The sequence below is a fragment of the uncultured Tateyamaria sp. genome, from assembly GCF_947503385.1.
Classification (GTDB): Bacteria; Pseudomonadota; Alphaproteobacteria; order Rhodobacterales; family Rhodobacteraceae; genus Tateyamaria.
The window spans coordinates 18,805-32,087 of sequence record NZ_CANNDO010000004.1; the positions used below are offsets into that span (position 1 = coordinate 18,805).

Below are 13,283 nucleotides of genomic sequence, written 5' to 3' on the forward strand. Positions count from 1 at the left end.
GGTACTGTCAACCAAAGTTGACAGGAGTGTGTGATGAGCAAAGAGATGGGCGCCGTTCTCGTGTTTGGCGCAATTGCCTTGGCCGCATTGATCATGTTTGCGCTGGAACGGCGTGCCGCGGCCAGACGCAAGGCTGCGCGTGGCGGGCGCGAAGTGGACGTTGCCAACCTGATCGCCTTCGGCTCTGCCGCGGGCGAAGGACAAAAGACCCACGACTGACAGGCGCCGAGGCGCCAGTGTCGCTGCGGACGCCTCGGGGCGTTTCGCACAATAAAATGACGTGTCGCTGCCGGGATCAGTTACCCTCGCCGGACACTGCGTCTGCGGCGTTTTCGATTGCAGCGCCTGCGCCTTCGACCGAGATGGTGAAGTCGTCCGAGACGCCCTGCTCGCCGACAAAGACGAAATATGCAAGGATTGCCACGACAACCACCAGTGCGCCGACGATGATGCCCATGCCCGCGCCCCCCCCTGCATTCGTTGTGGTCGTGGTTGTGGTGTGATTGCTGTCGGTCCGGTCCATATGGGCCATGATCTCATTCCTTTCTGCAGTTCAATTGCAGAAGAAACGACCGCGCCGCCGGATTTGTTCCAGACGCCTGTCGTATGGGACATCAAGCGCCCCATCAATGCGCCACCCCTGCCGCCACGCTTTCGTCGATAAAGCGTCCCTCGCGGAACCGCTCCATCCCGTAGGCGTCGGTGAGCGGCGAATGCCCCTTGGCCATCAGCTCGGCCATCGCCCAGCCAGAGCCGGGGATTGCCTTGAACCCGCCCGTACCCCAGCCGCAGTTGATGAACACACCATCGACCGGCGTTTTCGAAAGGATGGGCGAGCGGTCCCCTGTCACATCCACGATGCCGCCCCATTGGCGCAGCATCTTGAGCCGGCTGATCATCGGAAACGTCTCGACCAGCGCGCGCACGGTTTCCTCGATATGGTGGAAAGACCCGCGCTGGGTGTAGTTGTTGTACCCGTCCGTGCCGCCGCCGATGACCATCTCGCCCTTGTCGGACTGGCTCATGTAGCCATGCACGGTGTTGGCCATCACGACCACGTCCATGCAGGGTTTGATCGGCTCGCTGACCAGCGCCTGCAAGGCCACCGATTCCAGCGGCAGACGGAAGCCCGCCATATCCGCCACATGGCCCGAATGGCCCGCAACCACGATGCCCAGCTTGTCGCAGTCGATTGCACCTTTGGACGTGTCCACCCCCACGACTTTGCCGCCTTCACGGCGGACCGCCGTTACTTCGCATTGCTGGATCACATCCATGCCCATGTCCGAACAGGCCCGCGCATAGCCCCACGCCACTGCATCGTGCCGCGCCGTGCCACCACGCGCCTGCCAGAGCCCGCCCAGCACCGGATAGCGCGGCCCGTCAATATTGATGATCGGCACCAGTTCTTTGACCCGTTCGGGTCCGATGAATTCGGTCGCAACCCCTTGCAGGGCATTGGCATGTGCGGTGCGCTGGTAGCCGCGGACCTCGTGGTGCGTCTGGGCCAGCATGATCACGCCACGGGGGCTGAACATGACGTTGTAGTTCAGGTCCTGACTCATTGTTTCGTAAAGCGAGCGCGCTTTTTCATACAGCGCCGCCGACGGGTCCTGGAGATAGTTCGAGCGGATGATCGTCGTGTTGCGGCCCGTATTGCCGCCTCCGAGCCAGCCTTTTTCAAGGATGGCCACGTTTTTGATCCCGAAATTCTTGCCCAGATAATACGCCGTGGCGAGGCCATGCCCACCTGCCCCGATGATGATCACATCGTATTTCTTTTTGGGTTCAGGAGCGCGCCATGCGCGTTCCCAGCCCGTGTGGTAGCGGGCAGCTTCGCGCGCAATGGCAAAGGCGGAATAACGTTTCATGGGCGCACGTCCATCAGCAGGAATCAAACCGGATCGGTGTCGCATAGGGTATCGCCCCGAGCGCGTCAAAACAGGCCATCCGGCGCGGCGTTTCTTGGCAGATTTGCGACACATCGCGCACCGCTGCGCGACCTGCGGCGCCCTACCCCCTTTTGCGCGCGCGGCACAGGGGTTACATGCCCTGCACTGGAGTGAGGAAACCCGCGTGATAATGTTCTGGATCGTCGCTGTTGGATTGGCCGCCTTTGTCGCTGCGACCTTGGCGCTGGCCCTTGTGCGCCACGCGCCGGATGCGCGGCCTCCGGCGGCCTATGATCTTGATGTGTACCGTGATCAGCTGCGCGAAGTGGAGCGGGACGTGGCGCGCAATGTGCTGTCCGAAGCGGACGCCGCGCGGGTACGTACCGAAGTGTCGCGGCGCATCCTTGCCGCAGACGCTGCCCTGCAAGAGTCGCGCGACGGGTCGCGTCCCCGCGGCGGGCCGGTGGTGGCGGCGCTGGTTGTGGCGGTGCTGGTTGGCGGCAGCTTTGGCATCTACCTGCAAATCGGTGCGCCGGGCTATGGCGATCTGGCGCTGGCGGACCGGATGGCGCTGGCCGAAACGCTGCGGGCCGAACGGCCCAGTCAGGCCGATGCCGAGGCCAGCCTTGAACCCGCACCCCCGGCCGCTGACGTACCGCCCGATGATGTCGCATTGGTGCAGCAGTTGCGCGAGGCGGTGGCCCAACGTCCGGAAGATTTGCAGGGCCACATACTGCTTGCGCATTTCGAAGCGCGTCTGGGCAATTTCGACGCGGCACATGTGGCCAAGGCCAAGGTGATCGAACTGGCGGGCGACGCGGCCACGGTGCGTGACCTGTCCGAATATGCAGACCTGATGGTGCTGGCGGCTGGTGGCTATGTGTCGCCCGAGGCCGAGCAGGTTCTGGAACAGGTGTTGTCGCGCGATCCGACAGACGGCACGGCGCGCTACTATTTTGGGCTGATGATGGTGCAGACCGGGCGCCCTGACACCGCGTTGCAAATCTGGGATCAGCTTTTGCGCGAAGGGCCAGCGGACGCGCCTTGGATTGACGCGATCACCGCGCAGATCGAAAACACGGCGATGCGGGCGGGTGTGAACTATGCTGTGCCCGCCATCGGTACGGGCCGTGGCCCGTCGCAGGATCAGATCGACGCGGCGCAGGACATGAGCCCCGCCGAACGGATGGAGATGATCCAAGGCATGGTCTCCGGTCTGGGCGAACGCCTTGCCGAGGAAGGCGGCCCGGTCGAAGTCTGGGCGCAATTGATCTCGGCCCTTGGCGTGCTGGGCCGCATGGACGAGGCGGCAGCCATTCTTGCGAATGCGCGCGAAGCCTTTGGATCGGACCCGACGGCGGTGGACATGCTGGCCCGCGTGGCGGATCGGATTGGCCTTGAATGATCTGTGACACGCCGGATGACTTTGTCGCGGCCCTGCCGCCGACCGGTGCCCTGATGGGCCTCGACCTTGGGGACAAGACCATTGGCGTGGCCCTGTCTGATGTCATGCGCAGCGTCGCAACCCCGACAGAGACGGTCCGGCGCAAGAAATTCGGGCTCGACGCGGCGCGTCTGCAAGCGGTGATGGCTGACAGATCGGTCTGTGGCATCGTGCTGGGCCTGCCGCGCAACATGGACGGTTCCGAAGGGCCGCGCTGTCAGTCGACGCGCGCCTTTGCCCGCAACTTCGAACGGCTTTGGGACGGGCCGATCACCTTTTGGGACGAACGGCTCAGCACTGTGGCCGCGGAAAAGGCGCTGCTTGAGGCGGATACGACACGCAAACGTCGCGCCGAGGTGATCGACCACGTCGCGGCGAGCTATATCCTTCAGGGACTGCTGGACAGGCTGGCAGCAATGGCGAGGCAGGCATGACCGACACTCCCCCCGTTTGGCGGCGCAACGAGATCGAAAGCCCGTGCGTGCAGATTTGTGTGATCCATCCAGAGACGCGCCTGTGCACCGGCTGTGCGCGCAGCATCGAAGAGATCGGCGGCTGGAGCCGGATGACACCTGATGCGCGTCGCGCCGTGATGGCGGACCTGCCCCAGCGCGAGGCAGCCCCCAAGACACGCCGGGGTGGCCGCGCCGCACGTCTGTCGCGGTAATCCGGGTGCCGCAGGACAGGGCCAGTTGCGGCTAGCGCAACCAGTCCTGCGCCGATGCAAATTCAGGACGAAAGAACGCGATCATACGCGCTGGCGCTGCCGGACCCGTCCACGGTGCCGTGCCGTGCAGCGCGAACCTGTGCATCAGGAACGCGCCCCCCGGCGGCACCTGCAACGACACGGGGCTGATCCGGTCGAACACATCACGACGCGCGGCGTTATAGGCCTCCGTGACATCTACGGTCGCCGGATCGCGCGCGCCAATCACCGCGCTGAGCGCTGCCTGCATGATGATGTGGCTGCCGGGCCAAACCACCGTGGGCGCATTGTCGGACCGGTTCAACGGCAGGCCAAGGATGTAGGCGTGGAACTCTCGGGGAAAGCGACGCCGCGCCGGCCCGACGGGCAGCAGCCCGTCCACATGTGCCGCCTGACGGATCAGGCGAAAGCGGTGCGCGGTCGCAGTCTCGTCCGCGTCCCGGCCGGGATATCCCGGATAGACAATCGACACTTGCGCGCGGTGCAGCGGCACTGCGGGCACATGTGCCTGCCAATCGCCGTTCAGCGCAACACCGTCCACCGCGGCATCTGCCGCGTTGGGCAGCGCATCCACCCCGACAGACCATGTCTGGCCATGTCGCAGGTTCGCAGCCCGAAACCCCGGCGCTTCACTGATCCGCGTCGCAACACGGCGCGCGGCGGCGGCCCAACGCACGCCCGCTTTTGTCGCGTCAAACAGCGCGTAGCTGTCCCGGTTCACCCCCACAGCGTCGTCCGCAACATGTTCAGGGCCACCACGATCAGGAACACAGCAAACACGCGTTTGAGCGGTCCGGGATCCATCGCATGTGCCATCCGAACCCCCAGCGGCGTGGTGATCAGCGTCATCGCAATGACCACCGCAAACGCGGGCAGGTTCACGGCCCCCACCGTCAGGGGCGGCGCAGGTGCCGCGACCGGCGACAGCAGAAATCCAATGACGGCAGGCACAGCGATCACCACGCCAAACCCGGCGGCGGTGGCCACCGCGCGGTGGATCGGCACCGCATAGAGCGTCATGATCGGCACGCCAAAACTGCCGCCGCCAATCCCCATCAGCACCGACAGGAACCCGACCACCGGCGACAAAAGCAACCGCCTGATCCCCTGTGGCATCGCAGGTCCCAGCCGCCATCCCGCCTGCCCCAGCGCCATGTAGAGCCCCACCGCAAGTGCCAGCACGCCAAAGATCACCTGCAACGCAGAGGATCGCAGCCCCGCCACCACCAGCATCCCCAGCACTGCACCAAGCGCAATGCCGGGCGCCCAACCGCGCAGGATATCCCAATCCACCGCACCTTTCTTGTTATGTCCCAGAACCGACCGGACAGAGGTGACAATGATCGTGGCCAGCGACGTCGCCACACAGATTTGCATAAGGTCCGGACCACCGTAACCAAGTGTCTGAAAGGCATAGAAAAACGCAAACACCAAAACGATGCCACCGCCAACGCCCAACAGCCCCGCCAGCACTCCGGCAAAAGCACCGATAACAGCCAGCAACACCAGCATCTGCAAGACTAGGGACAGGTCGGGCATCACCGGCTCCGCGTTTTGGGTCGCGCGGTGCTACACTGCTTTGCGCGCAGGGGCCAGTGGCAGAACCTCGGCCAGCGCCGCCTCGACCAAGGCAGGCCCCGCACCGGGCGCCGTCGCCCCCTCGCTCAGCATCCGGCGCCAAGTGCGCGCACCGGGCCGCCCTGCAAAAAGACCCAGCATATGCCGCGTCACCTGATGCAACCGGCCACCGGCGGACAGATGCGCCTCGATATAAGGCAGCATCGCTTGCACCGCCGTGTCGGCAGATGTGTCAGGCCCCGCGGACCCAAAGACACGCCGATCCGCGCTGATGAGAATATCGGCAGGCTGGTGATAGGCGGCACGCCCGATCATCACCCCGTCCAGACCGCCGTCAAGCAGTTCAACCGCCTGATCCAGCGTTGCCACACCGCCGTTGATGGAAATGTGCAGGTTCGGAAACAGACCTTTCATCCGCATGACCAGATCGTAGTCCAGAGGTGGGATATCGCGGTTTTCCTTGGGGCTCAGCCCCTGAAGCCACGCCTTTCGAGCGTGGATCGTCACCCGCTCGCACCCTGCCGCGACGATACGGGCAAGAAATTCCGGCAGCACATTTTCCGGGTCCTGATCGTCCACGCCGATCCGGCACTTTATGGTCACATCCACATCGACCGCATCGCGCATGGCGGCAACGCAATCGGCCACCAGCCCAGGCTGGCGCATCAGCACCGCGCCAAAGGTGCCTGATTGCACCCGGTCCGACGGGCAGCCACAGTTCAGGTTGATCTCGTCATACCCTGCCGCAGCCCCCAACCGCGCCGCCTTGGCCAGTTCGACCGGGTCCGATCCGCCCAGTTGCAGGGCCACGGGATGCTCCGCCGGATCGTGGTCCAGCAGGTGCACTGCCCCACCCCGCACAAGCGCAGCCGCTGTCACCATTTCGGTATAGAGCAGCGCATGACGGCTTAGCTGCCGGTGCAGGTAGCGGCAGTGGCGGTCGGTCCAGTCCATCATCGGGGCGACGGACAGTTTGGCGTGTTGTTCCAGTTGCATGTGGCGGTCTCTGGCTCGGGCCGCTTCAGATAGCACCGAATTGCGCCACTGCAAACGGGGTCAGCGCATCACGAACGGATTGGCCATCGGTGCCGAAGATGTGTTGATCCACGTGGTTTTTGTCCGGGTGTAGTCCAGCACGGCCTCGACCCCCGCCTCGCGGCCATAGCCAGACTGGTTGAACCCGCCAAAGGGCGCAATCGGAGAAATCACACGGTAGGTGTTGACCCAGCAGATGCCCGCCCGCAGACGCTTTGACACCCGGTGGGCGCGCGCCACGTCGCGGGTGAACACGCCAGACCCCAGACCAAAGTCGCTGTCATTGGCCAGCTGAATGGCCTCTTCCTCGGTGTCGAAGGGAAGCAGGGACATGACTGGTCCGAACATCTCGACCTTGAGCGTTTCGGTGTCCGGGCCAGCGCATTCGACCAATGTGGGCGCCATAAAGTTACCGGGCTGATCCAACGGTGCGCCGCCAAAGCGGATGGTGGCCCCCTGCGCCTGCGCCGCGGCCAACGTGGCCTTGATCCGTGCCACTTGCGCCGCTGTGCAGAGCGGACCCATATGCGTGTCCGCCGCCAACGGGTCACCCACCACAATGCCTTGTGATTTCTCTTCGATCAGTGCGGCCAACCTGTCAAAGACGGGCCGGTGTACCAGCCCCCGCGTGCCTGCCACACAAGACTGCCCCGACGCGCCGAAATTGCCTGCGATCAGCCCGTTGGCCGCACTTTCCAGATCGGCGTCGTCAAAGACGAGGATCGGCGACTTGCCCCCCAGTTCCAGCGAGGTAACAGCGAAATTCTCAGCCGAATTGCGCACCACATGCCGCGCCGTCTCCGGCCCGCCGGTAAAGGCGATCCGGTCCACACGGGGATGACGGGTCAGCGGGATGGCGCACCCTTCGGCATCGCCCGTGATCACCGACACCACGCCGGGCCGAAACCCGGCCTGCTCGATCAGGCGGGCAAACTCCAGCATCGGCGCAGGCGCAATCTCGGACGCCTTGAGCACAATCGTGCAGCCTGCCGCCAGCGCGGGTCCCAGCTTGGTCGCGGTCAGAAACATCTGCGCGTTCCACGGCACAATCGCCGCCACGACACCGATGGGCGTGCGGGTGGTAAAGGCGTGCATGTCCGGCTTGTCGATGGGCAGCACAGTCCCTTCGATCTTGTCAGCAAGACCCGCGAAGTAACGGTAGTAGTCCGCGACATAGCCCGTCTGGCTGGACGTTTCCGCCAGCAGTTTGCCGCTGTCGGTGGTCTCGATCCGCCCGATCTCCTGCGCGTGCGCCTCAACCAGATCGGCCAAACGATAAAGCAGCTTGCCCCGCGCCGTCTGCGTCATGTCGCGCCATGCGGGATCGTCCAGCGCCCGTGCCGCGGCATCTACGGCCCGGTCCACATCCGCAGGCGCCGCACAGGCAAAGGTGGCCCAAGACGCGCCCGTTGCGGGATTGTCCGAAGACATCACCTGCCCTTCGGCCCCTTCGGTCCACATACCGTCGATAAATAGCTGATAGTGCGGCATGGGCGACCTCATTGGAACCGGGGCATTACGTCGTCGATGAACCGCGACAGGGATGCACGTTTGCGTTCCGCACTCATGCCAGAATCGATCCAGAATGAGAATTCGTCATAGCCGAGGTCTTCGTACCGTTTGATCAGGTCCACGACCTCATCCGCCGTGCCCATGGTCAAATCACGGCGCATATTGGCCGGGGCCATCATAGCGTTGCCAACCATATCTTCGGTGCTGATTTCCTCGATTAGGCCCTGACGCACGGGCCGCTTGTTCTGGAACCACGCGCCGAAGTAGTTGTAAAACCGGCTGAATTCCTCTGCGGCGTGGTCCACATCCGCGGCGTCCGCGCCCACGTAGGTGTGGTGCAGCAACATGCATTTGGGGCGCGGTCCGTCATGGTCCGAACAGGCCGCATCAAAGCGAGCGGCGAGTGTTTCCACCTCTTCCATGCCCTGCCAGAGCGGCGTGACCTGCACGTGAAACCCGTTCTGAACCGCAAACTCAAAGCTGTTGGGATCGCGCGCCGCGATCCAGATGGGCGGACCGCCATCCTGTTTGGGCTTTGGCGCGGCGGTTGTCGCCGGAAAGTTGAAAAAGGTCCCTTCATGGGCGCAATCCCCCTCCCACAGCGGGCGGAGAAGAGGAGCCGTTTCGCGCATCCGTTGCCCCGCCTCCCACGCGTCCATGCCCGGCATGAGACGTTCGTATTCGTAGGAATAAGCGCCGCGCGCGATCCCCATCTCGAGCCGCCCGCCCGTCATCAGATCGGTCGCCGCAGCCTCTCCTGCCAGTTTGATCGGGTGCCAGAACGGCGCGACCACGGTGCCGGTCCCCAGTTTCACGTGCTTGGTGTGATGTGCGAGATCGACAATCGACAGGAACGGGTTTGGCGCAATGGTGAACTCCATCCCGTGATGCTCGCCGGTCCAGATCGCCCGCATCCCGCCCTGATCCGCCATCTGGCACAGGCCAATGAACTCTTGGTAGAGTACATCGTGGGACTGGTCCGGTGTCAGCCTCTCCATATGGGCAAAGAGTGAAAACTCCATTCTCAGGCTCCTTTCGCCGGGCAGGATGCGATGAACGCACGCAAGCGGCGGTTGACATGGGCCGCGTGCGTCATGGGCAGCATATGCGCGGCCCCCGTGACGCTATCGGCGTGGGCATTTGGGGTGGCACGCGCCATCGCGTCCGACATGGCGGGCGTGGAATTGGGGTCGTCCGCGCCGGTCAGAAACAGCGCGGGCACGTGCAGGTTGCGCAAGTCCGCTGGGTCCGGACCATCCGCACGGGCAAAGACGGTGTAGGCGTCGCGGTAGCCTGCGGGATCAACCTCTTGCAGCCATGTGCGGCACGCGGTGGCCTCTGACGTGTCGGCGCCACCGAACCACCGGGCGATGGGTGCCGCGGGGTCCGCAACCGTCTTGCCGTCCAATTCACCAGCGCGCCGTCTGACCGCCTCTGCCGCTTGGGGCGTGCGTTGGTAAATGGCGTTCATGGCCACGACACCGCGCACCAGCTCTGGATATCGCACCGCCAGATCCAATGCGATCATCGCGCCCATTGAATGACCCACCACCACCGCACAGCCTGTCAGCCCGCCTGCCAGACGGTCGGTATAGGCGCGCAAGTGCGGTGGTTGATTGAACCGTGCGGCCGTCCCGTGTCCGGGCATGTCATAGGCGTCGACCGCGTAATCTCGGCTCAGGTCGTCAATCTGCGCGCCCCACGCCTCGGCCCGCAGCCCGACACCGTGCAACAGCACGACCCGCGCGCCCGTGCCCGCCCGGATCGCGGGCAAACCAGAGGCATCAGACCGCGGCCGGGTTGTCCACGTCATGGCCCAAATCCTTGAGGTCCTGATATCGGTCGCCGATGCGGTGATGCGGACGACCCGAGGTGGCCCCACCCAGCACCACGACAATCTCATCCGCGCGCGGCGCGTCAGGTATCGCGAACTGGATGGTCAGGTAATGCGACCGCCGCCCCGCATCGTTCTTGTCCATCAGCGGCACCATGATCGGCGCATTTGGGCCGCCCCGCGCGTTGGTGAAAGCGAGGTAAGACTTGGCCCCCACAGCCTCGCGGAAGTGGTTGCCGAACCGCAGCGTATGGATCAGGCCCGAGGCGTGTTCCACCTCACCATCCACACCCACGACCGCCGCCTTGCCATAGGCCTCAATGGCCGCGCCAGAGTCTGCCAGCGCAATCATCCGCTCTGTCAGCAGCGCGCCCAGAACGGGACCATAGGCCATGATCTCGGGCTTGAGATCGGCGACAAACCGGCCCGCCCACGGGTTCTGCACCACCGCCGCCACCGCGAACATGCGCCATGGCGGATCGGCGGGCTTGAACCCCTCGACCAGCACCTCTTCGTCATAGGTCACGATCTTGCGGATCTGTGGTGTCATGCGCGCTCCTCCGGCGCGCAGGATCGTTGGGGTCGGGTGCGTTGACAAACGACGAATTTGACCGCACAGCCATAAGTAGCAGTAATGGTACGGTTGACCCATGGCGCGCGCGCTCCCCCCTTTGACGTGGTTCCGGTCCTTCGAGGCGGCGGCCCGGCATCTGAACTTTACCGCCGCCGCGCAAGAGATCGGGCTGACGCAATCGGCGGTCAGCCAGCAGGTGCGGCTGCTGGAACAGCGGCTGGGGGTAAGCCTCTTTGCCCGCAAGGCGCGCGGGCTGGCGCTGACCGATGATGGCCGCAAGCTGTTGCCCAAGGTGGGCGCGTCACTGGGCCAGTTGGCCGAGGCAACCGCCGCCTTTGACACCGACCACGCCGACGATGTTCTGACCGTCGCCACCTCCGTCAGCGTCGCGCGCTGGATCATTGCACCGCACCTGTCGGCGTTCCTGGACACACATCCTGGCATCCGTGTGCGCATCCTCAGCACGATCTGGCCGGACGACTTCAAAACGCCGCTTGCGGATGTGGAAATCCGCTTTGGCTCGGCCACGCAGGTGGGGCGCGGCGCTGTGCAGCTGGGACCGGATGGACTGATCGCGGTGCGCGCGCCAGATGGGATGGACCGCCTGATCGAAACCGTCGGCACGTCCGAAAGCTGGCGCGACTGGGCCAAGGCCGCGGGGCAATCAGACCTGCCCGCCCCGTCGATGTTCGTCGATTCCTATGGCGCTGCGTTGGACCTTGCCGCCACCGGCTCGGGCACGGCGCTGGTCAGCGCATGGTTGGCGCGGGACGCCATGCGCTCGGGTCAGTTGGTGCAGAGCAATGCAACCCGGATTGACGGCACCGAAGGGTATTTCCTCGCCCGCAATGCGGACACGCCCGCCGCAACCGCCTTTGCCAAGTGGATCGAAACGCTGGGCTAAGCCGCCTCAAGCGCAATCGCAATCCCCTGTCCCACACCGATGCACATCGTGGCGAGCGCACGCTGGCCAGCCTTCAGGTCCAGCGCCGCACTGCCCGTGATGCGCGCGCCCGACATGCCCAGCGGATGCCCCAGCGCAATGGCGCCCCCGTTCGGGTTGACCCGCGCATCGTCATCCGCGATGCCCAATTGGCGCAACGTGGCAAGGCCCTGCGCCGCAAAGGCTTCGTTCAACTCGATCACGCTGAAATCGGCCTGCGTCAGCCCCAGCCGTGCCATCAGTTTCTGCGAGGCAGGCGCGGGCCCAATCCCCATAATGCGTGGGGGCACACCTGCGGTAGCACCGCCCAGAACGCGCGCGATCGGGGTCAGCCCGTGAGCTCGTGCGGCTGCCGCCGACGCAACGATCAGCGCCGCCGCACCATCGTTGACGCCCGATGCGTTGCCTGCGGTGACGGTGCCATCGGCCTTGACGAAGGGCCGGAGTTTGGCGAGGTCTTCGGCGCTGGTCTGCGGGCGCGGGTGTTCGTCCGTGTCCACCACCTTGGGATCACTGCGCCGCTGTGGAATGCTGACCGGCGTGATCTCTTCTGCGAGGCGTCCCGACGCCTTCGCCTCACCTGCCCGCACCTGTGAGCGCAAGGCAAAAGCGTCCTGATCCGAACGGTTTACGTCGAACTCTTCAGCCACGTTCTCTGCCGTTTCCGGCATCGAATCGATGCCGTATTGCGCCTGCATCACTGGGTTCACGAACCGCCAGCCGATGGTGGTGTCATGCACCTCGTTCGCGCGGGAAAAAGCCGCCGTGGCCTTGGGCATGACAAAGGGTGCACGGCTCATGCTTTCGACGCCGCCCGCCACCATCAGCTCCGCCTCGCCCGCCTTGATCGCCCGTGCCGCGGCAATGACCGCATCCATGCCAGAGCCACACAGGCGGTTCATCGTCGTGCCCGGTACGCTCTCCGGGTAGCCCGCCAGCAGCGCGCACATACGCGCCACGTTTCGGTTGTCCTCGCCCGCCTGATTGGCGCAGCCAAAGATCACCTCTTCGACCGCAGCCAGATCAAGCGACGGGTTCCGCTCGGCCAGCGCACGCAGGGGGATCGCCCCGAGATCGTCGGTGCGCACGCCCGACAGGGCCCCGGCAAAGCGCCCGATCGGTGTGCGGATGTAATCGCAGATGAAAACGTCGGTCATGCGTGCCTCAAAGGTCTAAAAATACTGTTTCGTCAGGCCCTTGCAGGCGGATATCAAAGCGGTAAGCCCCCGGGTCCGTTGGTTGCGCCAGCAAGGTCTCGACCCGCGGGCGCTGCTCGATCCGCGCCAGAAGGGCATCCGTGCTGTTGTCCTCGTCCGCGAAATAGATGCGCGTGGACAGGCCGATATTAATCCCGCGCGCCACGATCCAAAGCGAGATGTGTGGCGCAAAGTGCAAACCGTTGCGGCCGTGTGTGGCACCCGGCTTGACCGTGCGCAGGGTAAATGCGCCGCTGTCCGCATCCGCGGCAAAGCGGCAAAAGCCGCTCACCGCCGGGTCCGCCCCGTCCTGCCCGGGATAGACACCCGCCGCATCCGCCTGCCAACTTTCCAGCATCGCATCGCGCAAGGGCCAGCCGGTGCCGTCCAGCACCGCCCCGGTGATCGTGATCACCTCACCCTTGGCACCTTTCGCAATCGGCGAACGCCCAAGGTCCTGTGGGTACACACCCTCGACCCCGGCAAAGGTCGGGATGCAGCCGATATGGACATAAGGCCCAGCGGTCTGGCTGGGCGTTTCCACAAGCGTATCAAGCGGTTGCGCCATG

At 64.7% G+C, this 13,283-nt stretch carries 16 protein-coding genes; 5 read left to right on the forward strand and 11 right to left on the reverse strand.

Annotated elements, in window-relative coordinates; genetic code table 11:
* Positions 1–33 precede the first annotated feature (33 nt).
* Positions 34–219, forward strand: coding sequence for a hypothetical protein (locus tag Q1A85_RS13875; protein ID WP_299690311.1), 186 nt, complete (start codon positions 34–36; stop codon positions 217–219).
* Between the two features lie 76 nt (positions 220–295).
* On the opposite strand, the gene Q1A85_RS13880 is transcribed toward Q1A85_RS13875, so the two are convergent.
* The gene (locus Q1A85_RS13880; protein ID WP_299690313.1) at positions 296–532 is read right to left on the reverse strand and encodes a hypothetical protein; all 237 of its coding nucleotides are present in this window, start codon (positions 530–532) and stop codon (positions 296–298) included.
* 94 nt (positions 533–626) lie between these two features.
* The gene (locus tag Q1A85_RS13885) at positions 627–1,871 is read right to left on the reverse strand and encodes a sarcosine oxidase subunit beta family protein (RefSeq protein WP_299690316.1); all 1,245 of its coding nucleotides are present in this window, start codon (positions 1,869–1,871) and stop codon (positions 627–629) included.
* 211 nt (positions 1,872–2,082) lie between these two features.
* Between Q1A85_RS13885 and ccmI the strand changes: the two genes are divergently transcribed.
* The 3 genes from ccmI to Q1A85_RS13900 are packed head-to-tail and all read left to right on the forward strand — an operon-like array spanning position 2,083 to position 4,003.
* Positions 2,083–3,297: a c-type cytochrome biogenesis protein CcmI gene (gene ccmI / locus Q1A85_RS13890; RefSeq protein ID WP_366140591.1), complete on the forward strand. Its 1,215-nt coding sequence runs from the start codon at positions 2,083–2,085 to the stop codon at positions 3,295–3,297.
* Entirely contained in the window at positions 3,294–3,770 is a 477-nt protein-coding gene (gene ruvX, locus Q1A85_RS13895) for a Holliday junction resolvase RuvX (protein WP_299690319.1), read from the forward strand. The genes ccmI and ruvX overlap by 4 nt, the downstream gene beginning before the upstream one ends.
* Positions 3,767–4,003, forward strand: coding sequence for a DUF1289 domain-containing protein (locus Q1A85_RS13900; RefSeq protein WP_299690324.1), 237 nt, complete (start codon positions 3,767–3,769; stop codon positions 4,001–4,003). Before ruvX ends, Q1A85_RS13900 begins: the two co-directional genes overlap by 4 nt.
* A gap of 31 nt (positions 4,004–4,034) precedes the next feature.
* Here Q1A85_RS13900 and Q1A85_RS13905 read toward each other — a convergent pair whose 3' ends face one another.
* Genes Q1A85_RS13905 through Q1A85_RS13935 form a run of 7 tightly spaced genes read right to left on the reverse strand, consistent with a single transcriptional unit; the run spans position 4,035 to position 10,551 of the window.
* Entirely contained in the window at positions 4,035–4,763 is a 729-nt protein-coding gene (locus tag Q1A85_RS13905; protein ID WP_299690327.1) for a hypothetical protein, read from the reverse strand.
* Positions 4,760–5,581, reverse strand: coding sequence for a sulfite exporter TauE/SafE family protein (locus Q1A85_RS13910; RefSeq protein WP_299690333.1), 822 nt, complete (start codon positions 5,579–5,581; stop codon positions 4,760–4,762). Before Q1A85_RS13910 ends, Q1A85_RS13905 begins: the two co-directional genes overlap by 4 nt.
* A gap of 30 nt (positions 5,582–5,611) precedes the next feature.
* The gene (dusA, locus tag Q1A85_RS13915; protein WP_299690335.1) at positions 5,612–6,616 is read right to left on the reverse strand and encodes a tRNA dihydrouridine(20/20a) synthase DusA; all 1,005 of its coding nucleotides are present in this window, start codon (positions 6,614–6,616) and stop codon (positions 5,612–5,614) included.
* Positions 6,617–6,676: 60 nt separating this feature from the next.
* Positions 6,677–8,146: an aldehyde dehydrogenase gene (locus tag Q1A85_RS13920; protein WP_299690337.1), complete on the reverse strand. Its 1,470-nt coding sequence runs from the start codon at positions 8,144–8,146 to the stop codon at positions 6,677–6,679.
* 8 nt (positions 8,147–8,154) lie between these two features.
* Complete coding sequence (locus Q1A85_RS13925) at positions 8,155–9,189, reverse strand: LLM class flavin-dependent oxidoreductase (protein ID WP_299690339.1); 1,035 nt, start codon at positions 9,187–9,189, stop codon at positions 8,155–8,157.
* A 2-nt stretch (positions 9,190–9,191) separates the two neighbouring features.
* A complete protein-coding gene (locus Q1A85_RS13930; protein ID WP_299690341.1) occupies positions 9,192–9,980 on the reverse strand; it encodes an alpha/beta hydrolase in 789 nt (262 codons plus the stop codon).
* A complete protein-coding gene (locus tag Q1A85_RS13935; RefSeq protein WP_299690344.1) occupies positions 9,952–10,551 on the reverse strand; it encodes an amino acid synthesis family protein in 600 nt (199 codons plus the stop codon). The genes Q1A85_RS13930 and Q1A85_RS13935 overlap by 29 nt, the downstream gene beginning before the upstream one ends.
* A gap of 100 nt (positions 10,552–10,651) precedes the next feature.
* Here Q1A85_RS13935 and Q1A85_RS13940 point away from each other — a divergent pair, with 100 nt between their 5' ends.
* Positions 10,652–11,479 (forward strand): LysR family transcriptional regulator, encoded by an 828-nt coding sequence (locus Q1A85_RS13940; protein ID WP_299690347.1) that lies wholly within the window; start codon positions 10,652–10,654, stop codon positions 11,477–11,479.
* Here the strand turns inward: Q1A85_RS13940 and pcaF are convergent.
* Both pcaF and pcaG read right to left on the reverse strand, forming a co-directional pair.
* Positions 11,476–12,675, reverse strand: a complete 1,200-nt coding sequence (gene pcaF, locus Q1A85_RS13945; RefSeq protein ID WP_299690350.1) for a 3-oxoadipyl-CoA thiolase — start codon at positions 12,673–12,675, stop codon at positions 11,476–11,478. The genes Q1A85_RS13940 and pcaF overlap by 4 nt on opposite strands.
* A gap of 7 nt (positions 12,676–12,682) precedes the next feature.
* Positions 12,683–13,282, reverse strand: a complete 600-nt coding sequence (gene pcaG / locus Q1A85_RS13950) for a protocatechuate 3,4-dioxygenase subunit alpha (protein ID WP_299690354.1) — start codon at positions 13,280–13,282, stop codon at positions 12,683–12,685.
* Position 13,283: the final 1 nt, after the last annotated feature.